The following is a 19,693-nucleotide window of genomic DNA, read 5'->3' as shown; positions in this document are numbered from 1 at the left end:
CGGGTCACGGTTGGATCGCGCTGGACTCACGACGGAGTCAGTTCGGATTGATCCTCTAATGGTTTGCTGGTCATGTTGGGATCGGTTTGGATCGATACTGTACTCCTTCGAGGGTCGTGGCGGGATCGATTCGGATCGATACTCCAATTGTTCGAGGGTCGTGGCGGGATCGATTCGGATCAATACGCCAATTGTTCGAGGGTCGTGGCGGGATCGGTTTGGATCGATACCGGGCTCGTGCTGGCCACACGATGGGGTCAAAAGCGCAGTTCTCCGCTGTCACTGAGGGTGTCGGCGTTTCCCTGACCACTGTGTGTCACGCCAATTATCGTGGGGAACTTGAGACTACAGCGGGTATAGCGGGACTGTGATGCGTGGTTTCGGCCGATTCAGCATAATTCGAGGTGGAGCCTCCGACCTCAAGGAGCGAGCATAGCGAGCGAGTAGGTCGGAGAGGAAACCGACAACGCACGACGCAACCGCACGACGGTAGCTACCTGACTCCCCACCGTATAAGTACCGTTAGATAGTAATCTGAAACATAGAGGTGCGTCGAACTGCGCCGGTCAAGCTTGTTGTTCCCGATGAGCGGTACGACGACCTCCACGAATCCGCGCGACAGTTCCTTCACTGTGCGAATCGTGCCGCTGAATTCTGTTGGGACGACGACTCCTACGCCAACTGCGTTACGGCGAACTCGACGGCACGGGACGCGCTCTACGAACAACTGCGAGAGGAAACTGATCTTACGGAGAATCGAGGAGAAAGCCTCGCGCTTTAGCCCTGTCTCTTACCCACAAGTTCACCGAGTCCCAAACAAACGTTTCAGACGCTGTCGAACCATATCTATTCTCGAGAGATCGAGGTGGGGAGTAATTCGGACGGTGATATCGGCAGTGGGGGGTTGTTGAATGTGGTAAACAAGATCAGCAAAATCGTCCCATAGAAGTGTTAAATCTGTAGATATCGAGGCTTCGGTCGGATTCATTGACCGCAACAACGACTCGATTTGTGGGTAAGAGACAGCGCTTTAGCGCGGGGATGAATCCGACACTACACTTCACACTTCACCGTTCGATGGTACGGCTGGATATTCCACGCTGAGCAAATACACACCTTCAAGTAAGTATATCTACATGGGTTACATATGGCGAAACAGGTCGTCACCCGCACCTATACTGCGTCCATACGGAACCAGTCTCGGGTGCAAGACGACCTTGATTCGCTCGGGTTCGCCGCCTCGAAACTCTGGAACGTCGGACGGTGGACGTGTAGTCGGATCTGGGACGAAATCGATCACATCCCGAACCACAACGAACTCACCACGTACCTCAAAACCCACGAACGCTATGCTGACCTGCATTCGCAGTCAAGTCAGCGAGTACTTCAAGAACTCGCTGAGGCGTTTAACGGCTGGTACGGTAAACGACGCAACGGAGATACGAGAGCGAACCCGCCCGGCTACCGCAAACACGGTGACGAACACCCGCGTTCCACAGTCACGTTCAAAGCCGCTGGCTTCAAACTCGACACCCAGTACAACCGCGTTCGACTCTCAAAGGGGTCGAATCTTAAGGAGTATTGGTCGGACTTCATCCTGTGTAAGTACCAGACTCGCCCCGACGTTGATTTTTCGACCGTCGAGAACGTCCAACAGGTTCGAACAGTTTGGACGGGTGAGAAATGGGAACTACACTTCGTCTGTAAGGTTGAAGTAGAGGTGGCTGAAGCCCCCGGTGAGAAGGCGGTGGGTGTTGATCTCGGGATCAACAACTTTGCCGCGCTTGCCTATGAAGACGGCCACAGCGAACTGTATCCGCTGAACTGTCTGAAGCAGGACGACTACTACTTCAGCAAGCGGATTGCCCGGTGTGACGACTCGAACTCTGAGCAGGCCACCCGGCTGAACCACAAGAAGTTGGCTCGTCGCACTCACTATTTCCATACGCTCTCGAAACACATTGTTGAACGGTGTGTTGAGGAAGGCGTTGGAACGATCGTAGTGGGAGATCTCTCGGGAATCCGCGAAGAGGATGACTCTGACGAGTCGAAAAACTGGGGCAAACACGGCAACCTCGACTTACACTCGTGGGCGTTCGACCGTTTCACAGACCTTCTCGAATACAAAGCCGAAATGGAAGGTATCACCGTCGAGGAAGTCTCCGAGGAGGACACGTCGAAGTCGTGTTCCTGCTGTGGTCGCAAGCGTGACGCGAACCGAGTTGAACGTGGATTGTATGTGTGCGATGAGTGTGGGACGGTAGCGAACGCGGATGTGAACGGGGCAGAGAATATCCGACAGAAAGTATCTCCGAGTCCCGCCACGGATGGCGGTGATAGGAGTAACGGCTGGTTGGCACAGCCATCGACGTTCCTGTTTGACAAGGAAACTGGTGGGTTTGCACCTCAAGAACAGGTAACGTCGTAAACCACAATATCCCAACCCAGTGGTGCCGTGGGAATCCTCGCGCTTCAGCGCGGGGAGGGTGTCAAGGATCGAAGTGGTAGATGTAGGGGTGGTCAGCCTTCCCAGCGGGCATGATTTCTTCGAGTAGCTCGCGAACCTCGGATTCGGAGGGAGCACTGGTGATGATTCGATCGTCGTAGATTGCTACATAGGCTTCGTTGAGTCCCAACTCGCGCAGTTCGCGACCCAAGCTGCGGGCTCGAGCCTTCCCCATCTCCTGATGGTAAATCTGCTCCAGTTCGTCGGTTTTCTCCCGCAACTGCTCGATCTCCGACGCGTATCGCTCTCGGTTGCGCTTGTTCTTCATGTAGAAGCGCAACTCCTCGGCGTCCGTCTTTTCGGCTTCCTCGGGAACTGGAAACGAGTCGATGATGCCGAAGCGATGTTTGGCCTCTTCGTACTCGTCGTCGATGTCAGTGCTGAGCGAGCCCCCGAATATGATGTTCTTAACCCCGATCCACCCATCGTAGACGATCTGATCCTCGAATGGCAACAGGACGACACTCGAAACCGGGACTGGAAGTGCAGATTCATCCCACACTTCGACGAACGGCAGCCGAGCCGGGCGGACTGCATATGCCTTCGGCGGTTCTGTCCAATCGAGGAAGATCGCGTCGTCTTCGCGATAGCGGACGACGACAAACTCTCCGGTGATGAAGTCAGTCCATGCTGCGACCTGCTCGAGATCAGCCTCCGACAGGTCAGCAGGGTTCTGGTCAACGAAGTCCTCTATCAGGTCCGTCGTTGACTCGTTGTACAGCGTGTTTCGGAGCGGGAGAAGCTCGTCAGTGTAGTGCTGTTCGAGGTCAGCGACCGTTTCGATCTCTTCGATGACATCGAATCGATCGTTGACATACACCAAGAGGTGGGCGTACAGATCAAGAAACCGTTGTTCGCTCTCTTCGGACAGCCGTCTGTCGGCTTCACTCATTGTTGACATCCTCTCCGCCCTGAAGGGTGAAGATTCCCACGGCCCCGCACCGCTGGTTTGGGGTGTTTACGGTTTGTAGCTGTCCCGATGACGGCTACTGGCTGTGCCAATCAGCCGTTACTCCTATCCCGGCATGGGATTCAGAGGTACTTCTTACTGTACCCGAACACTACAACAGAAAGGGGTACTTTCTGTGTGTGTGTGGTCGGGAATCCCAATATTGTCCGATTAAGTGGGCGGGTGGACCGCCTCGGATGATTATTAATACGACGACCACTCAGTTAAAACACCCAGCCAGAAGTTCGTGGCTGCTGTAGAGAATTGTCGGATTCATCCCCGCGCTGAAGCGCGAGGCTTTCTCCTTGATTCTCCGTAAAAGACGTGTTCATGGTCACAGTGAACTACCCCACCCTACTCGCTCACGGCTGACGCCGTTCGCTCCTTGAGGGTGGGGCTTCCTGCTTCCACGACGCGCTTTGCAGACACGGATGTATCCGCAGGGAGCGCAGTCTCCACAGGCGTTGATTCGGAGTGAACCACTCCTACTTCTTCAAGACCACGAGAAAGAATATTCCACGCCGCATTCGCGTCCCGATCCGCTTCAAACCCGCAGGAAGGACAAGAGTGTTCACGAACCCACAGCGGTTTCTCGGTTTTTACGCCACAGGACGCACACTCTTTGGTCGTGTCTTTCGGGTCGACCTCTACAAAGTGCGTGCCTTCACGGTCGCATTTGTATTCGAGCATCCGCTTGAACGTCCCCCACGCCGCCGACGCCCGGGTTCGAGAGTTGCCCGGTAGTTCAACCAACCCTTTCGCGTCCAAGCCTTCGACGGCCACCAAGTCGTACTCGCTGGCGTAGTAGTTCGACAGCTTGTGCAAGAAATCACGTCGCTTCCGTTTTAGATCGGCATGGCGTTGGGCAACGACTTTCCGCTGTTTCTCCCAGTTGTTCGACCCATGTTCTTTCCGTGAGAGGTCGCGCTGGGCGCGTTCCAACCGTTCGCGTTCGTCGGACAGGTCAAGCGACCCGACAGCAGTGCCATCGGTATCGTGGGCGTATTTGAGTATCCCAACGTCGATCCCAACACATCGCTCGGAGTCGGTTGGTTTTTCGGGTGTCTGTTTGCCGTCGACAGCGAATGAGGCGAACCACTCACCGGTCAGCTCTTTCTTGATCGTGACTTCTTTGATCGTCACGTCGTCGGGGATCTCTCGGTGGTTCACGATTGGAATATCCGCGAGTTTCGACAGTGACAGTACAGGCTGGCCGTTCTTACTATCGAACTCGAAACCAGACTGTACGTAAGTGAAACTACGGAAGTCCTGTGGGGCTTTCCAGTTGAGACTACCGACGTTGTAGCCCCGCTCTTTCAGTTCGGAGAGAGCTTTGATGCTGTCCTCAATTCGCATGACAGCCGCCTGTGCGACTGTCGAGTACAGATCGTTCAGTTCCTCCCACCAATCTTTGAGGTCGGTGAGTTGATCCCGAACCTGCCGCACTCGTTGGTTGAGTGTCCCCGCCGAGTCTGGGATTTGCTCAAATTTGTTGAGTGCGTGGTTGTAGAGTTGCCTACAGGTGTCACGGTGGTAATCCAGTTGCTCACGCTGTTCGGGCGTGGGATTGAGTCGGAACCTATAGGCGTAGTGCATTGGGAGTAGCTATTCGTCGGGGTCAGACGTTCGGACGATTTTCACGTCTGCGCCACGCCACTGTTTCGGAACGAGAACGTGTGCGCCGTTTCCGGTGGCTTTCACTTCGCCTTCGATGACTTCGTGGCCTTCGATTTCGTGTCTATCCATCACCTGTATTTGTACATTGTTTCAACGTAAGTGTGTCGGTACGTGGGGCATGGAGTAGTGATACAGAGCAGTGTATGTGAGGCGATGACGGCGGTGTATCCCCTCCCTACTGCGCTACTCGGCCTCCGGCCTGTGTTGCTCCTTGAGGAAGGGGGGTTACCGCCTGTATTCAGCTAATCAGGCGTTTCGAACTCCGAGCAAGCCCGTCATCGATACTCCGAGATCGTACGATACGGGACGTAGTACCCAATTTCATCGATCCACGTCGACAGCCACTCGTCAGCAGTCGCTTCATCGATCTTTCCAGCATCGATTGCAGCTAACAGGACGCCGACTGACCCGATAACGGTCACGCCCTGGTCTTTCGCAAACGACCGGGCATCTCCGTCGTCTGTCAGCAGTCGACCGTTGTGTGCGTCGGCGAGGGCGAACGCCTGTGCTTCTCCAGGATCGAGATGCCCACCAACAACGGCTTCTCTGTTTGCGACGGTATCCGAAATCGTGGCGACTGGGATTTCGTCGTCAAGCGTATCGAGTGGTGAACTACCCCACCCTACTCGCTCACGGCTGACGCCGTTCGCTCCTTGAGGGTGGGGCTTCCTGTTTCCACGACGCGCTTTGCAGATACAGGCGTATCCACAGGGAGCGCAGTCTCCACAGGCGTTGATTCGGAGTATCCCACTCCTACTTCTTCAAGACCACGAGAAAGGATGTTCCACGCCGCGTTCGCATCCCTATCCGCTTCAAATCCACACGCCGGACAGGAGTGTTCGCGCATCCACAGCGGTTTCTCAGTCTTCACACCACAGGAAGCGCACTCTTTTGTCGTCCCGCGCGGGTTCACGGCGACGAAGTGCGTCCCTTCACGTTCACACTTGTATTCGAGCATCCCCAGGAACGTTCCCCACGCCACTCCCGCCCGATTTCGTGAGTTTCTGGGGAGTTCGACCAGCCCTTTTACATCCAAGTCCTCAACAGCCACCAAGTCGTACTCTGTGGCGTAGTAGTTCGACAGCTTGTGGAGAAAGTCGCGGCGCTTTCGCTTGAGATCAGCGTGGCGTTCCGCCACGGTTTGTCGTTGTGTCTCCCAATTCGTAGAGCCGTGTTCCTTCCGCGAAAGGTCGCGTTGGGCGCGTTCCAATCGTTCGCGCTCGTCGCTGAAGTCGGGACTTTCGATGGCGTACCCATCGGTGTCGTGGGCATACTTGAGAATCCCCACGTCGATACCAACGCACCGATCTGGATCGGTTGGTTTCTCAGGTGTCTCTTTCCCGTCGACAACGAATGAAGCGAACCAGTCCCCAGTTGGCTCCTTCTTAATCGTGACTTGTTTGATCGTCTCGGTGTCGGGGATTGTGCGGTGTTTGATGAGTGGAACATCCGCAAGTTTCGACAGCGACAATACGGTCTGACCGTTCTTACTATCGAACTCGAAGCCAGACTGTATGTAGGTGAAACTGCGGAAGTCCTTGGGAGCCTTCCAATTGAGACTTCCGACGTTGTAGCCGTTCTGTTTCAACTGGGAGAGGGCTTTGATGCTGTCTTCGATACGCATAACAGCGGCTTGTGCGACCGTTGAATAGAGGTCATTTAGTTCATCCCACCAGACTTTAAGATCGGTGAGCTGATCGCGTACTTGGCGTACTCGTTGGGTGAGTGTTCCCGCCGATTCGGGGATTTTCTCAAATTCGGTGAGTGCGTGATTGTAGAGTTGCCTACAGGTATCTCGGTGTTGATCCAACAGCTCACGTTGTTCAGGCGTGGGATCAAGCCGGAATCTGTAGGTGTAGCGCATTGACTATTCGTCGGGGGTTGAGGTTCGGACGATTTTCACGTCTGCACCACGCCATCGCTTCGGAACGAGAACGTGTGCGCCGTTGCCGGTCGGCTTCACCTCTCCCTCAATGACTTCGTGGCCTTCTACTTCGTGTCTATCCATCATCTGTGTTTAAACATTATTTCAACTTAACTCTATCGGTGGGGTGGTTGGGCAGCGAGTACGAACGTGTTTGAGACATGATGACGGCGGTGTATCCCCTCCCTACTCGCTCCCGCTGGTCGCTCCTTGAGGAAGGGGGCTTACCGCCTGTATTCTGCTAACTGGAGATATGGGTGGTCATCAACACCGTGCTCGAGCTCCTCGCGAACAACCGGGACCGTACAGATTCCAGAGAGGTTAGCAACTACCCACAGCTGGTCGATGTAGGCGAAATTCGAGAGGACAGTCGTGTTCAGGACGCTCGGGTTCGCTGGAATATCGTCGCTTGTCATTTCGCACGTGACTCCTCGTCATCCGAAACCTCCTCATCAAATTCGAGTTCACTTGCTGTCTCTACCTCGTAGGCCGCGTCGTCTTCGTCAATGAGCCCGAGGCGGAGTTCAACGCCGTGCTCGCGGAGGATGTCACGCATCGACCACCGGTCGACAGCAGCGAGTCTCGCGGCATCACCGAGCGTGATCCGCTCACGTTCGTAGAGGGCCACCGCAGCTGCAATACGTTCGTTCTCGTGGTCCTCGAAGTATTCACGCACGAACTCTCGCAATGCATCGCTCTTGCCACCAAACACACCAGCCTCAACAGCACCCTCGATGAGGAGGTCAAGGTCGTCTGGATAGGAGCCGGTGATTCGTGCCATCGTTCTATGCCAGAGTACGTCTTCATACTATTTATGAACTGCGCCAGAATTCCATATGCATTGAGAAGGCCAGTCTCAACTTCTGTTATCGTGGGGCTCCGTCCTGAACCCCTCTCTCACCAGCCCCTCTAATTCTACACTACTTATTCTTATTATCAGTCGGATTGTGGTCACCATAACTCGGCGCCTGCTGTCGATTTGGACGACTTGTAACCGTCACCGTAATTGGGTCTCTATCACCGACACACCAACCCAGAGTTGCCTGGGTATTATCACAATCAATATTCTCAACCGGCCGTTTATACTGTGGTATCGAGGACCGCCTGATTACACGATATGTTGCGACGACGACGAGTTGTGGTGCCGGTGTGGTGCCGGTGGGCGGCTGGATCCACGCTCGGGAGCGAGCGGGTACCCGTTCCTGTCGACGAGCAGTACCGTCGGGCTCGCTACCAGCCGCCGGACGGGCCCCGACTGTCACAGGTGTGCCCTCAGGCGTCCGTTCGACGCGGCGGCGTACAGGAGACGCCGCCAGCCCGAACGACAACGAGAGCGAGCCAGAGAGCGCGGTCACCTGCGGTGTGGCGACACGCTGGCTGTCGCACCGTGACACGACGAGTGGATCGACGCCGGCGCACTCGGTCACCGCCGTGGGGATACTCTCCACGTCCCGAACGCCCTCGTCGATCGCGTCGACGACGTCCGGGCACCCATCGGGAGCGACAGGTCTCACGACGCCGGTGGCCATCAGCACAGCGCCGAGCCACTCCCGGCACCCGACAGGTCCCCCGACCAGCAGCGAGGCAGCGCGCTCAGTTGGCGACAGGTGAACAGTGCTGAGCGTATCACAGACACCCGCCGAGACCGACGCCCAGTGGGTCCGATTGATTCCGCCAGGCGTCACCGATCCAGCTGCGCGGATTGCCGATTCGATGGGGGGCGTGTTGGCACAGGCAATCGGGACGATCGTCAGCGCTGCCCAGCCGAATCTTCGGGCTATCGATATCCTGTGTTACCGGGGAATCGCTCACGAGGAGTATCTCCTCCGACCGTGTCCAGCTCCAGACAGCCGTCGCGGTTCGGCACTCCCGATTCCCTCGGACCCGGAGATTGAGACAACTTCTGCCAGCGTTCAGGATGTCGATACGCTTACGATGCGGTTTGGGGCGTGGTTCGCAGACCAACTCATTGATCGGATCGGTGTCGAAATCGTTACTTGTGATCCGACGCCGCTCGGCCGGACACAGACACTCACGACCCGGTTGGTGACCGATTCGGAGACACCGATCGCAGTCGACCGAGCCGGGTCACAGAGTCAGCTGGCGACGTATCTTGACGGGCTGCTTGAGCAGTCGGTCCCCCACGTCGCGCGCACGATTGTTGCGCCGGCTGGGTCGGGCACCTACCACGTCGAACAACAGGTTGGCCATGTCACCCCGCAGGCACGCACGCTCCAGCGGCGCGACCTCGCACGCCACAGTACGCAACACACTGGGCCGTCGCTTGCCGCGCAGTACGACGCCGACGCGATCACGTCGACGTGGGAGCTGTTGACCGAGGCTGAGTGGGAACCCAAAACGCTACGCAGCCAGTCACCGTGTCACCCAACCCTTCACCGCCAGCCTGGGGCTGGTGCGGCTGCGGGCACGTTGGTTGATCTTTGTACCCAACAGCTGGAGTATCAGCGATTGCTCGGAACGCTTGGGGATCCACAGCCACTCGCCGAGCAGTACGACGCCCTCGCGTATTCACCGACACTCGAAGTTGAGGCTGCGTCGCTGGCGAGCATGTTGGGGCTCGTCTGGGGGTATGACACACCGGCGTGGGAGACCCAACACGACTTCGATCGCCGGCCCCCGATCCTTGAGTCGCTCGCGCTGCTTCGATCGGCTCCTGGGACCGATGAAACGGCTGGGCATAACCCACGGGTTCCGGGTGGGGACCAGTCGTCGTCCAACTTTTGGACCCCGGCGTCGGCGACGGTCGCTGACTGGCCGCTGCCGTCGTCGGGATCCGGAGCGGTGGGGCCGGCAGCGTCAGCCGTGACACGGCGGGCGATCAAGCGGCTTCGTGAATACGGCGACTCACTGTCGATGACTGCGACGTCTGGTGTTGATACGCCGTGGGCCACCGCTGTGCGGCGCCCGCCAGACGGCGACGCGAGTATTCTTGTGGTTGATGACGATGGGTCTGTCCCGCCGGGCGAACTCATTGCGGCCGCCTCGCATGGTGTCGAAACCCACGCGATAACGGTCGTCACCGAGACGCAGGCCGCCGCCAAACGGGCGGCCGCGATCTTACGAGAACCGTTTGTTGGGGCAGCCGACACGGAAACGATCCTGTATCCACGGACGGCCCGTCATTGGATCACGTCAGGACACGTTGCTGTTGTGCCTCGCGAGATGCCACTTCAGTGGACGATTGATCCAGATGGAACAGTTCGGTTGTCCACTCATAGCGAGTGTCTCGCCAGTGGAACCGTCTGGGGGGAGCCTCTCAGACCAACAGCAGCGTCCGATGATCCCTCCACCCCGCTGCGATGGGTCGCCCCAGAGTCGCCGCCGGTTGTGCGGACGACCGATGGCGTGGCTCGCGATCAGTACGACACGCCAGCTGCGCTCGCTGACGAGTACCGGTCGATCCAGCTCCCGGCGGTCCCCGCCCGGCGCTGGTGGAGTCCACGCGCGACGTGTCTCTCAGTTGGGCCCGACGGGCCGTCAGTGGTCGATCCACGCCGGCGGTTCGGGAGCAACGGGGAGTCACTCGAAACGGCTCTCGAAGAATTCGTCACCACGTACACGTGTCAGGCTGAAACAACACTGACAGCGTCGACGATCGCAACTGCGTGTCGCCGCTTGTTGTGCCCACAGTCGGCCACCGTGGTGTCACAAACGAAGCTGAAACGGCTGGTGACAGACCTCTCACGGCGAACGACGGGGCCGACCCACACCGAATCAGCGCTCATGGAGCCCGAGACGGTGACGCTCACCCAACGTGGGTGGATCTACCCGGACACGACAGCGGACCGGCCGGCCGCCCCGTTTGCTGACGCGACGGCGGCCGGGACGCCGACAGCATCGCTTGCAGAGAGCCTTGCGGTTGCCCCTGACTACAAATGACAGACCCAACTGACACGGACGACGTAAAGATTTACTCACAGTGGCCCCGCGTCGGTTGTCTCCGGTTGCGGCCACCGGAACGCGACGATGGGACGCCACCGGCACAGAGTCACCCGCTTGCGTCGGTGATCCGATCGGCGTTTTCAAACACCAAACTCCGGCGGCTTGAGTTGTTGTCATGGCCGGCAGCACCGCATCAAGAATGGGTGCTTCACCCGATTGATTCGACGGTCCAAGCCCAACCAGATGAAGACGATGATCTTGATGACCCCGGCCAGACGCAGGTTGACCGATTTGGCACTTCAACATCGGTGACTCACGACGAAGCGAGCGCGGCGACTGGGGCGCTTGAATCGGCGTGTAAAGAGCAGCTCGTCAAGCCGTATGGGTACGGCTACGATCGGTGTGCTGTCGATCTGTCACCGCTTGAAGGAACCATTCGGCCGACGTGTCGGCTTGCGGTTCGGGAAAGTCCCGATCTGTTACCGTTAGCACAGCGGAATCCACACGGTGTCGTTGAGCTCATCAGCGATCTCAACGACCAAGATGTTCCTTATCTGCTACAGACGATTATTTCTCGGGGCGGAAAACAATCTGATTTCGAACTCTCACAGCGGCTTGCCGTTTATCGGCCCAACTACGGACTTGCCACCGAACACGATTTCGCCAAACACCTCGATACTGGTGAGCGAGTCGATCTTAGCACGTACTATGACGACCAAACGAATCGGATTCGCTCGAACTTTGATCTCGATGCGACACGGTATTTCGATATCGACACCTCTGGCGATCGCTACGAGGCCGTCTCACGACACAAACATGATGTCGAAATCATCCGTGCGGCACGACGTGTGCTTGCCGGGCGCAAAGATTGTCACGACCTGTACGCGGGGTATCACGACACCGACAAAGAACTCGAGAACCTCTATCAGTATGCCAACTACTACACGAAGATCCCAGTTGATAAGCGAACAGTGCGAGCGTTCGTCGCGCTCGTGTCTGACTCAATCAAGTACTCTCCGTGGGAGAACGTCGGCTACATCGATCCGCCCAAGCTGATCACAAATCCCGTCGTCGTACCGACAACTGCGGGCGAGACAGCGGATCCGGAGGCCGCTTCGCCTGAAAACGTCACCCAGTACGACGACGAGCAGTCGGTCAGACTAATGACCCAGGGATCAGCGGAACATCAGCTCAACGAGGACTGGGTCAAGAACCACTTTGCGGACGCTGGCTGGACGGTCAAGCAACTCGATACTGAGGCAACCGAGTCTGTGCCTGATATCTGGATACAAAAAGACGAGATCGAGTACTTCGTTGAAGTCGAACACAAAGGCACCGATCAACCAGCAAATGTATTGACAAACGCAGCACGCGCCGCGCATTATGATATGGACGTAATTTTTGTTGTCAAAAAGAAACCCATAGCGCAATCGATCGCCAAAATGCTTCGAGAGCCCGTCACCGACACCGACGTTCATAATGGCGCGCAGCTGTACACGATGTCGGACGAGCTGACGCTTACTGACGGGAGTACCCCGGTGTTGCCACCGGACGTCGGGTCATCCAAGTGGTATCTTCGGTATCAGGAGCCACCGGAACCCGAAGCCGAGGGCGAGGACGATGATATTGAAGCGCGTTCGCCATCACAGATCGAGCCGGAACTCCGGCTTGAGACACCGGATGGGGAGGTGCTTGCCGCTGGGTCCGTTGACGAGAGCGTCGCAACATGGGAGTTTGAAGAGCTCCTCTGCGAATCGGATCCGAGTGCTGCCGACCGGACGAAGGTTCATGGACCGTTTGTCCCAACGCAACTTGCGTACTTAGCCCGGAGTAGCCTTCGGTATCGTAACGGCGACCAACTCGAGCGGCTTGATCCAAATGAGTACCCTGCTAATTGGAATCAAAGCGACGCGGCTGGCAAACGTGAACGGTACAAGAATGCCTACGAAACATTTGTTGACCGATACACTGTCGCTGTCGACTACACCGAGATTGAAAAGCCCGACTTTATCACGCCGATGAACGAGCGGATCTACAAACCGCAGACGTCACGCAAAGCCCCCGGTATGCGTGAGTCTGGCCGGGCGCTCTGGCAGTTCGCTGAGCGTAAATCTCGTGACAATAATGCCCTTGATCTGATCAAAAACCGGACGTGGCGGTGGCCCCACGATGTGACCTCGCCGGACATGTCTTTTGTTGGTCACTCAACTGTGTTGTCCGAACTCGGGCTCGAAGACTGACAGGCTGCCCCCCTAGTGCGTGGTTCGTAAGGTGGTGGTCTCTTGTTTTCTTAACTTTCGAAATAAAATAATATTGGAGCGGTCAAAGAGACGGAACTTGTCCTGCTCCTTAGTAGCTTCCTCAACAGAATATTTGAGTCTAGAACGGCTGAACACGGCGATGTTAGTTGGGAGATGGTTCGTTCGCGGATTCGTTTGTATCCCCCGAGATGAGTGAGAGGGACTTGGAACAACGGCTGTTCCGCAGCGCTCCCTCTCTGTCTTATGGAAGCAACACCAGATAGCTCTACAGCTGTGGCCGGCGGCCACCTCGTCACCTCACGGGCGTGGCAGTCGGTCACAGCTGTGGTGCGGCCCATCGTATCAATTCAAACTACCGTCCAGCTTCAGCTGGCTGGCAGCTCGACCACACCACCGACTCCCGGTGGACTCGCCGGAGGCACGCGCTCACAGGAGGGCCGGACCGATGTCTGATGATTCGTTCCGGCACCGCGTCCAGGATGCGTGGGGTACTGCGTGTCTGATCTGTGAGCGATCACCTAGCGAGTGGATCTCGAGTGACAATCGCCGGCTGGTGAACTCGCTTCATCACATCAACGGTGACGATACCGACAATCGCGTTGTAAACGTGATCCCGCTGTGTCAACGCTGTCATATTCACGTTCACAAAACCGATGCCCCTCCATACAGATAGTGGCATCGCCAACTCCCGATTGAACACCGCCATGCGTGGAATGCCCATCACAAAGCGTACTACGAGGGGCCACGGCTGAACAGCATACAGGCCGAGTGGTTCTTCGGCGATGACGAGGGCACGCCGGAGAGCGCGCGATCGCATGACCAGCAGTCGGCGCCACCAGATGGGTCCGACGAGACGGCTCCCCCCGAGAGTGACGCGACAGCAGCGACGACTGACGATCATGAGTCCAAGCCGATAGCATCAGCCGTCAACGAGGAACCCGATGCCTCCACTAGCGACCGGGTCCGTCGCAGGGTTGACCCAGATCTCGATCCGGAGACGGTCAGCATTGAGTACACTCCGAGTCACGGTGATCGCCGTCGAATCCGGTTCGTCGACCGAGACGATGGGCCGGGCTGGTGGCAACTTGAGGAGGTATGGACCGGCCAACGGTGGCGGCCGGTCGGACGCGAGCCCATCATGGAGGTTGATCTCACGACCTACTGACTGATCTTCCCCTGTATTTCCTGTGGAAATCTTGTTCTCAAGAGAACATCTCCCTACTGGTTTCGCTGTTGGGATGAACAGCGATGAGGTGGTGAACCACTTTGCGGTTGGTTACCGCCCACCAGGGGGGTTCGAGGCCGAGTTCACGGACAAGCTCCACCCTCAACGAGCGAACCCGTCAGGGTGAACGAAGTAGGGTAGTTTGTTGACACAAAAGATACGGACAGGGCTAGATTGGCTCGAATGCACCGATCTCATCGATGATTTGCTTCGGATTCTCGGCGTGTTCGATGAACGAGAGAACGTTTTCCGACCCCCCCGAGATGTTGTAGACGTTCTCGTAGCCTTCTGGCGTCACCAGGTCGCCGTAGGCCGCGAGATCGACGAGATACAGCGCGGTGTCCGCAGACACCTCGTCCCGATACGCATCGAACGACTCCTTGACCGTCTGGGAATTGCGGGCTGTGAACGGCGTGTTGTCCCAGATCTGCATATCGGTGAAGACGACGATACGTTCAACAGCATCCCCTCGGTCGTGGAGGTGCTTGATCGCCTTCCAGCCGTTCGTCGAGTTCCCGACGTCCTCGTCGATCGCCAACACCGCCGCTTGGCGCTGCAGGACTGGCGTGTCCACGTGCATCGGAACGGTCTGGAAGTCGTCTCCGAACCCGCCGACGTCGGCATTCTGGTCGGCCAGGATCGCACCGAACAACGCACTAATCTCCTTCAATCGGAGTGTGCTGTTCGCGGACAGCGGTTGATCCATCGATCCCGACAGGTCAACCGCGACAAAGGTACCGCCGAATCCGCCAGGCACCGTCTCGACCGCGACATCAATTGCGTCTTCGAGCCACTGCTCGACCGTCGGTGCTTGGACATCCGCGTCTTGCAGCGCGGTGTAGGCCTGGTAGTACCGGAACGGGTACAGCGGCGCGTGCCGGACTGCCTCCAAGTCGAGGTGATTCACGACGGTGTCCTCCGAAACGCCGGCTTCGAGCATGTTCCGGAGGTTCCGGATCGACGCGAAGATGGGCAGCGTGTACTTGCCGTCCTCGATGAGCAGTTCCCAGGCGTCTTGGGTGTTGCCGCGCTCGGAAATGACCGTCTCCCAGGTGTTAGGCGACGGCAACGGGTCGACGTCGGGATAGTCGTCGAGGCCGCCACGCATGAACCGCTCGAAGAGCGCTTCCTGCTCGGCGTCGACGGGCGTGGGGTGAACCCGGTTGAAGACGTCGTGTAGCGTCACCTCGCGCCGCGACAGCTCGTACTTGCCCAGCGTGTAGGCGTCGGCCATCTCCACCAGCGCGTCCTCGATCCCGCGTCGAAGCGGCCACGGCGCAGTCCCGCCAAACAGCTGATCGTGGACCGCAAGCGCGGTGGCTGTCTCGTCCATCCGCTGGATGATCGCCGGCGCCCATTCGCGGATGAGCGACTCGGGGGAGTCGTCCTTGAATCGGTCGTCGTTGGCCGCCAGTACGAGTAGCACTTGTGGGATGTCCCGCAAGTAGAGCTCCTGGCGCGCATAGGCCGCGAGCTTCAGGACGAATTCCGGGTCTTCGTTTGTGGCGGCATCGAACTGGCGAACGACAGCAGCCAACTGTTCGTCATCGGACTCGTAGAACGAGCCTTCCAGCAGCTGATTGATTGTGCGCTTGTATAATGCGAGTCGGGGGTCGGCAGGCTCGAACGCTTCTCCATCTTCATAGTTGGTGGTCCGCGTTGCCTCCGCGACCGTTTGTTTTGGCGTGTTGAATTCCATCCTATCACCCGGAGCCGCAACAGGCGACTCCGATCGCAGCTGCCCACACGCTCTGTGAGCAGCGAGTCTTGGGAGAGAAACTCCCCGAACCAGCCTCGCATCGCTCGGCTGGACGTTCCCGGCACGATTCGAACGTGCGACACCCGGCTTCGAAGGCCGGGGCTCTGTCCTGACTGAGCTACGGGAACACGAGTGGCCGGACAATTCCTGGAGCGAACGACGGGATTCGAACCCGTAGAGTGCCATCGACGTAGCGCTCCAGATCGACGGCCACTGGCGACACGGCGACCGGAAAACTGTCAGAGCGGGACCGGTGTCGAGCGTCCTCTCGTACGCTCTTTGTCCGGGATGTTCTCGATGGACTGCGCCACCGACAGGATTTGAACCTGTGAGTTCCTAGCGAAGCAACGCTCCGACTCGACGGTCGCCACGTGCGGTCGGGCAACCGGTGGTGCGACGGGCTATGACTCCCGTTGGTGTGCTTTGCGGGCGAAGAAACGCACCACCTCGACGACCACACGCTTGGGGAAAGCTGACCGTGACAGCGTCACGGATCCGTGGCTGCCCGCTATGTCAGGCACGGAAAACGCTGTCAGGGGCAGCCCCCCGAGTGCTCCCGAGGGGAATCGAACCCCTGACCTCCAGTTTGAAAAACTGGCGTCTCTCGCCAACGGAGACTCCGGGAGCGCTGGAGAGTAAATCAAGCACCGAGGTGTGGGCACGCACGGGTTATCGCAGGCGTTCGAAACCCTCGAGTTGCCCGTGCGTGAACGTCACTTGATACGTGACGAGTGTCTCGAGATCCTCGAAGGAGTGTGTGAGCTTGAAGCGGCCGTGGTAGTCGTCTCGTTCGATCCAGCCGTCGTGGACTCGATTCAGACTGCCGGCCATGTAGCGAAAATCGTCCTCGTCGACGTCGTCACGGCTCGCGTATGGTCGATCTTCCGGCGGGACCGCTTCGGTGTGCCACTTCTCTTCGAGGAGCCGACCGTCCGCCGTAATCCGAAATGTGGTCATAGTCGGTCGATTGATGCCTTTCGTCTGCCAGTCGACGTCCTCGACAGGAGTAATCCCTTCGGGGTACTCCGGTAGGGTGACGTCGTCGTAGAGTTCGACTGTATCGAATAGTCCCATTGTTGTCCTCCATTGCGGGGCCAGGAGTCGAACCTGGACCTCGGGGATATGAGCCCCGTGGACTGCCATTACCCTATCCCGCAGCACACAATTCGGAACTCACTCATGGGCATCTCTCAGTTCTCCACAGCTGTCCGTCCCTCAATCTAGTCGGCTGGAAGTGAGAGGTTTCGGACTGTTGGAGAATGCTCCAGCCCGGATTTGAACCGGGGGCTCGGCCGTGAGAGGGCCGTGAGTTTGGCCGCTACTCCACTGGAGCGGGGTGGCCTCGTCTGGAACGGGTCATCGGCCAGTGGGACGGGCAGGATTCGAACCTGCGTGTTCTCGTTACAAGTGAGATGAAGGAACTCTCACCGTCGCACCGGGGTCTCCGGTGAAAATTCGGCGAGAGTGTGTGAATGCCAGGCTCTTCCACCGTCCCGCAGTCTCCCCGGCACGACTCGAACGTGCGTCTCCTCCTCTACAGGGAGGCATCGTAGCCGTTAGACCACAGGGAGAAAATGTCGCCGCGAGGATTCGAACCTCGGAAGGACCTACGCCAGCGGGTCTGAGCCGCTTCTCGTTGACCACTTGAGTACGGCGACGTAACGGTGAAGCGAGAATTGTCTCCCGGCACGACGGCCGGATGCCGCCACCAGGATTCGAACCTGGGAAGGACTAACCACACGGGTCTCGACCGTGTCCGTTCGACCACTCTGGCATGGCGGCGTAATTCGAGAATCGCCGGCGACTCTGCGAATGACTTCGGCACGCAGCGGCGGGAGAGCGATTTGAACACTCGTGTCCTTGCGGACGCTGCGGTTCCAACGCAGTCCCTTGACCAAGCTAGGGAAACCCCGCCAACGGTGAGACGGAGAGTCGAACTCCGAAGCCTCGCGGCTCTCGGTTTCAAACCGAGCGCGGTCGCCTATCCGCATGTCTCACCATCTCCGTCGGAACTTGCTCCGACAAGCCCGCCTCGCGTTTCTCACCGGGACACCGGAAGACGCGCATTACTCAGCTTCTGACCCTCTCTACCGAGGCGAATGTGCTCATCAGCACCCAGCCACGGCAGGGATGGATGGCGGTCACCTCGTTCCGTGGAAGTATGCGCCGTCCTCGGTGACGCAGATTTCCACGCTTCCAATCGTGTCGATAGACGTTGTTTCACCGATTGGGACGTGACGGAACGCTTCCTCCTCGCAGGCAGGGCAGACATTCGTTGTCATGACGCCGCGACCCAGATTCGAACCGGGAGACCGATAGCAGACGGCTACGGCATAGCAGGCCGCTGGGTTCCCCAATACCCAGTCGCGGCACAGTGAACCGACGAGGATTCGAACCTCGGTCCTGTGCGCCCAAGGCACAGATCGTCGTCCACTGGACCATCGGCTTACTGGACTGCCGAGCGTTCGGCAGTTGATTATCTATCTGTACGACTTTCCAACTGCGCAACCGCGACCGAGGAGTCGTGGTTGCGCGTCTCATCGCGGGGGCGTACTTCGGGAGGTTCCCGGGAATACCACACCGGCTCATGTAGGTTGTAGACCCTGCTGGGCCCAGCATCGTCGGAACGATCCAGCTGATCGCACCAACGGGCTGCCTACCTCGATGGGTATCCCCACGTGGCCACGCCACGCATCCACGCCGACGCCGGGATTTGAACCCGGATCACGGCCGTGACAGGACCGTATGATCGCCGGATTACACCACGTCGGCATATCGCCCCGGCCGGAATCGAACCGGCGACCTCCGGATTCAAAGTCCGGCGTCTCTCGCCAGCGGAGACTCCGGGGCTCGACGTAGCCGCAGCTCTCGCTGCGGGGCTGTTGGCTACCGACTTCCGTACGCTCAGCGCGGACGGAGTCCGCTCGCTCCTGTATCGGAACGAACAGAAACCAATCAGCCGCGAGCTTGGCACCACGAACTCGCATCAGGCTGTGTCCTGAGCGAGTACTGGGCACAGGCAGGCGGCAATCCCGTGTTCCCCGACCCCTGACGGGTAGTCCGTATGGAGGCCGAGTTATGCGGGTGAGAGTGTCCGGGCGTCGCCGGATTGCGTCGAACTCTCGTATTCGAAGTCGACGTGGATCCGGCGGTTTGCGCCCGGTCTCTTCGCACGCTGATCTTGTAGGCACTCGCCAAACACGGGACCCGCGGCTAAGCGAGAACGAGCACGCCGCGGGGTGAGGCAAGTGATGATCATCGTGTTGAACGCTCCCAGTTTGAGGGGTGTATCGGGCGTCAGCCTGGAATATCGTGGCAATTGTATTAAAATTAGCCAAGGTGTGTTACCTACAGGCACGGCAGTCACACTTCGACAAGCGGTTGCGCACGACGTTCATTACTCTAGCATCGGCTGTCGTCGATAGCCGGACGCTGACCGGTGTTCTCGGTTGGATCTACAGAAACTATTTACACCAACCTGCTCTCTGT

11 protein-coding genes, 12 tRNA genes and 3 pseudogenes are annotated in these 19,693 nt (G+C 58.2%); 4 read left to right on the top strand and 22 right to left on the bottom strand.

Translation table 11 applies throughout. From position 1 onward, the window contains the following. Positions 1 to 541: 541 nt before the first annotated feature. Positions 542 to 757 (top strand): annotated as a pseudogene (locus tag EO776_RS19425) (RNA-guided endonuclease TnpB family protein); the annotation flags it as partial. 390 nt (positions 758 to 1,147) lie between these two features. Then, positions 1,148 to 2,428, top strand: a complete 1,281-nt coding sequence (locus tag EO776_RS14455) for an RNA-guided endonuclease InsQ/TnpB family protein (protein ID WP_129452513.1) — start codon at positions 1,148 to 1,150, stop codon at positions 2,426 to 2,428. A 61-nt stretch (positions 2,429 to 2,489) separates the two neighbouring features. On the opposite strand, the gene EO776_RS14450 is transcribed toward EO776_RS14455, so the two are convergent. From EO776_RS14450 to EO776_RS14415, 8 genes and pseudogenes are all read right to left on the bottom strand, one after another. Continuing rightward, positions 2,490 to 3,398, bottom strand: coding sequence for a hypothetical protein (locus tag EO776_RS14450; protein ID WP_094520312.1), 909 nt, complete (start codon positions 3,396 to 3,398; stop codon positions 2,490 to 2,492). A 411-nt stretch (positions 3,399 to 3,809) separates the two neighbouring features. After that, a complete protein-coding gene (locus EO776_RS14445) occupies positions 3,810 to 5,051 on the bottom strand; it encodes an RNA-guided endonuclease InsQ/TnpB family protein (protein ID WP_094520734.1) in 1,242 nt (413 codons plus the stop codon). A 9-nt stretch (positions 5,052 to 5,060) separates the two neighbouring features. Then, complete coding sequence (locus EO776_RS14440; RefSeq protein WP_121600587.1) at positions 5,061 to 5,201, bottom strand: DUF2080 family transposase-associated protein; 141 nt, start codon at positions 5,199 to 5,201, stop codon at positions 5,061 to 5,063. Between the two features lie 206 nt (positions 5,202 to 5,407). Next, positions 5,408 to 5,737, bottom strand: a pseudogene (locus tag EO776_RS19800) (twitching motility protein PilT); the annotation flags it as partial. Between the two features lie 17 nt (positions 5,738 to 5,754). Next, positions 5,755 to 6,996, bottom strand: coding sequence for an RNA-guided endonuclease InsQ/TnpB family protein (locus EO776_RS14430; RefSeq protein ID WP_094494844.1), 1,242 nt, complete (start codon positions 6,994 to 6,996; stop codon positions 5,755 to 5,757). Between the two features lie 3 nt (positions 6,997 to 6,999). Beyond that, the gene (locus EO776_RS14425) at positions 7,000 to 7,140 is read right to left on the bottom strand and encodes a DUF2080 family transposase-associated protein (protein WP_129452366.1); all 141 of its coding nucleotides are present in this window, start codon (positions 7,138 to 7,140) and stop codon (positions 7,000 to 7,002) included. Between the two features lie 155 nt (positions 7,141 to 7,295). Further along, positions 7,296 to 7,472: pseudogene (locus EO776_RS14420) on the bottom strand (twitching motility protein PilT); the annotation flags it as partial. After that, entirely contained in the window at positions 7,469 to 7,837 is a 369-nt protein-coding gene (locus EO776_RS14415; RefSeq protein WP_094579972.1) for a UPF0175 family protein, read from the bottom strand. The pseudogene EO776_RS14420 and the gene EO776_RS14415, both read right to left, overlap by 4 nt. Before the next feature lie 833 nt (positions 7,838 to 8,670). Between EO776_RS14415 and EO776_RS14410 the strand changes: the two genes are divergently transcribed. Both EO776_RS14410 and EO776_RS14405 read left to right on the top strand, forming a co-directional pair. Continuing rightward, complete coding sequence (locus EO776_RS14410; protein ID WP_129452512.1) at positions 8,671 to 10,956, top strand: hypothetical protein; 2,286 nt, start codon at positions 8,671 to 8,673, stop codon at positions 10,954 to 10,956. Beyond that, complete coding sequence (locus tag EO776_RS14405; RefSeq protein ID WP_186279034.1) at positions 10,953 to 13,199, top strand: hypothetical protein; 2,247 nt, start codon at positions 10,953 to 10,955, stop codon at positions 13,197 to 13,199. Before EO776_RS14410 ends, EO776_RS14405 begins: the two co-directional genes overlap by 4 nt. Positions 13,200 to 14,614: 1,415 nt before the next feature. Here EO776_RS14405 and EO776_RS14395 read toward each other — a convergent pair. From EO776_RS14395 to EO776_RS14335, 14 genes are all read right to left on the bottom strand, one after another. Beyond that, a complete protein-coding gene (locus EO776_RS14395) occupies positions 14,615 to 16,144 on the bottom strand; it encodes a TROVE domain-containing protein (RefSeq protein WP_129452510.1) in 1,530 nt (509 codons plus the stop codon). 113 nt (positions 16,145 to 16,257) lie between these two features. Then, positions 16,258 to 16,332 (bottom strand) — tRNA-Arg (locus EO776_RS14390). A 423-nt stretch (positions 16,333 to 16,755) separates the two neighbouring features. After that, a tRNA-Glu gene (locus tag EO776_RS14385) sits at positions 16,756 to 16,831 on the bottom strand. Between the two features lie 42 nt (positions 16,832 to 16,873). Further along, positions 16,874 to 17,278, bottom strand: a complete 405-nt coding sequence (locus EO776_RS14380) for a hypothetical protein (RefSeq protein WP_129452509.1) — start codon at positions 17,276 to 17,278, stop codon at positions 16,874 to 16,876. 12 nt (positions 17,279 to 17,290) lie between these two features. Further along, a tRNA-Met gene (locus EO776_RS14375) sits at positions 17,291 to 17,361 on the bottom strand. Positions 17,362 to 17,464: 103 nt separating this feature from the next. Then, positions 17,465 to 17,537, bottom strand: a tRNA-Glu gene (locus EO776_RS14370). A gap of 34 nt (positions 17,538 to 17,571) precedes the next feature. Continuing rightward, positions 17,572 to 17,699, bottom strand: a tRNA-Thr gene (locus tag EO776_RS19080). An 80-nt stretch (positions 17,700 to 17,779) separates the two neighbouring features. Beyond that, positions 17,780 to 17,862: transfer RNA gene (locus EO776_RS14360), tRNA-Leu, on the bottom strand. Between the two features lie 42 nt (positions 17,863 to 17,904). Continuing rightward, positions 17,905 to 17,986: transfer RNA gene (locus EO776_RS14355), tRNA-Leu, on the bottom strand. A 47-nt stretch (positions 17,987 to 18,033) separates the two neighbouring features. Continuing rightward, a tRNA-Ser gene (locus EO776_RS14350) sits at positions 18,034 to 18,119 on the bottom strand. A gap of 369 nt (positions 18,120 to 18,488) precedes the next feature. Beyond that, positions 18,489 to 18,575, bottom strand: a tRNA-Ser gene (locus EO776_RS19075). A gap of 4 nt (positions 18,576 to 18,579) precedes the next feature. Beyond that, positions 18,580 to 18,652 (bottom strand) — tRNA-Pro (locus tag EO776_RS14345). A 250-nt stretch (positions 18,653 to 18,902) separates the two neighbouring features. Then, a tRNA-Asp gene (locus EO776_RS14340) sits at positions 18,903 to 18,976 on the bottom strand. Positions 18,977 to 18,979: 3 nt separating this feature from the next. Then, a tRNA-Gln gene (locus tag EO776_RS14335) sits at positions 18,980 to 19,055 on the bottom strand. Between the last annotated feature and the right edge of the window lie 638 nt (positions 19,056 to 19,693).

This window comes from Halorubrum ezzemoulense, assembly GCF_004126515.1.
GTDB classification, from domain to species: Archaea; Halobacteriota; Halobacteria; order Halobacteriales; family Haloferacaceae; genus Halorubrum; species Halorubrum ezzemoulense.
Note: the sequence above shows the minus strand (reverse complement) of the source record. Positions and strands in the feature narration are given on the sequence as shown.

Bases quoted from the DNA above. Each gene is read 5' to 3' on its own strand.
- EO776_RS14445 (WP_094520734.1), bottom strand. From the start codon at position 5,051: ATGCACTACGCCTATAGGTTCCGACTCAATCCCACGCCCGAACAGCGT.
- EO776_RS14405 (WP_186279034.1), top strand. From the start codon at position 10,953: ATGACAGACCCAACTGACACGGACGACGTAAAGATTTACTCACAGTGG.
- EO776_RS14430 (WP_094494844.1), bottom strand. From the start codon at position 6,996: ATGCGCTACACCTACAGATTCCGGCTTGATCCCACGCCTGAACAACGT.
- EO776_RS14415 (WP_094579972.1), bottom strand. From the start codon at position 7,837: ATGGCACGAATCACCGGCTCCTATCCAGACGACCTTGACCTCCTCATC.
- EO776_RS14450 (WP_094520312.1), bottom strand. From the start codon at position 3,398: ATGAGTGAAGCCGACAGACGGCTGTCCGAAGAGAGCGAACAACGGTTT.
- EO776_RS14425 (WP_129452366.1), bottom strand. From the start codon at position 7,140: ATGGATAGACACGAAGTAGAAGGCCACGAAGTCATTGAGGGAGAGGTG.
- EO776_RS14395 (WP_129452510.1), bottom strand. From the start codon at position 16,144: ATGGAATTCAACACGCCAAAACAAACGGTCGCGGAGGCAACGCGGACC.
- EO776_RS14380 (WP_129452509.1), bottom strand. From the start codon at position 17,278: ATGGGACTATTCGATACAGTCGAACTCTACGACGACGTCACCCTACCG.
- EO776_RS14455 (WP_129452513.1), top strand. From the start codon at position 1,148: ATGGCGAAACAGGTCGTCACCCGCACCTATACTGCGTCCATACGGAAC.
- EO776_RS14440 (WP_121600587.1), bottom strand. From the start codon at position 5,201: ATGGATAGACACGAAATCGAAGGCCACGAAGTCATCGAAGGCGAAGTG.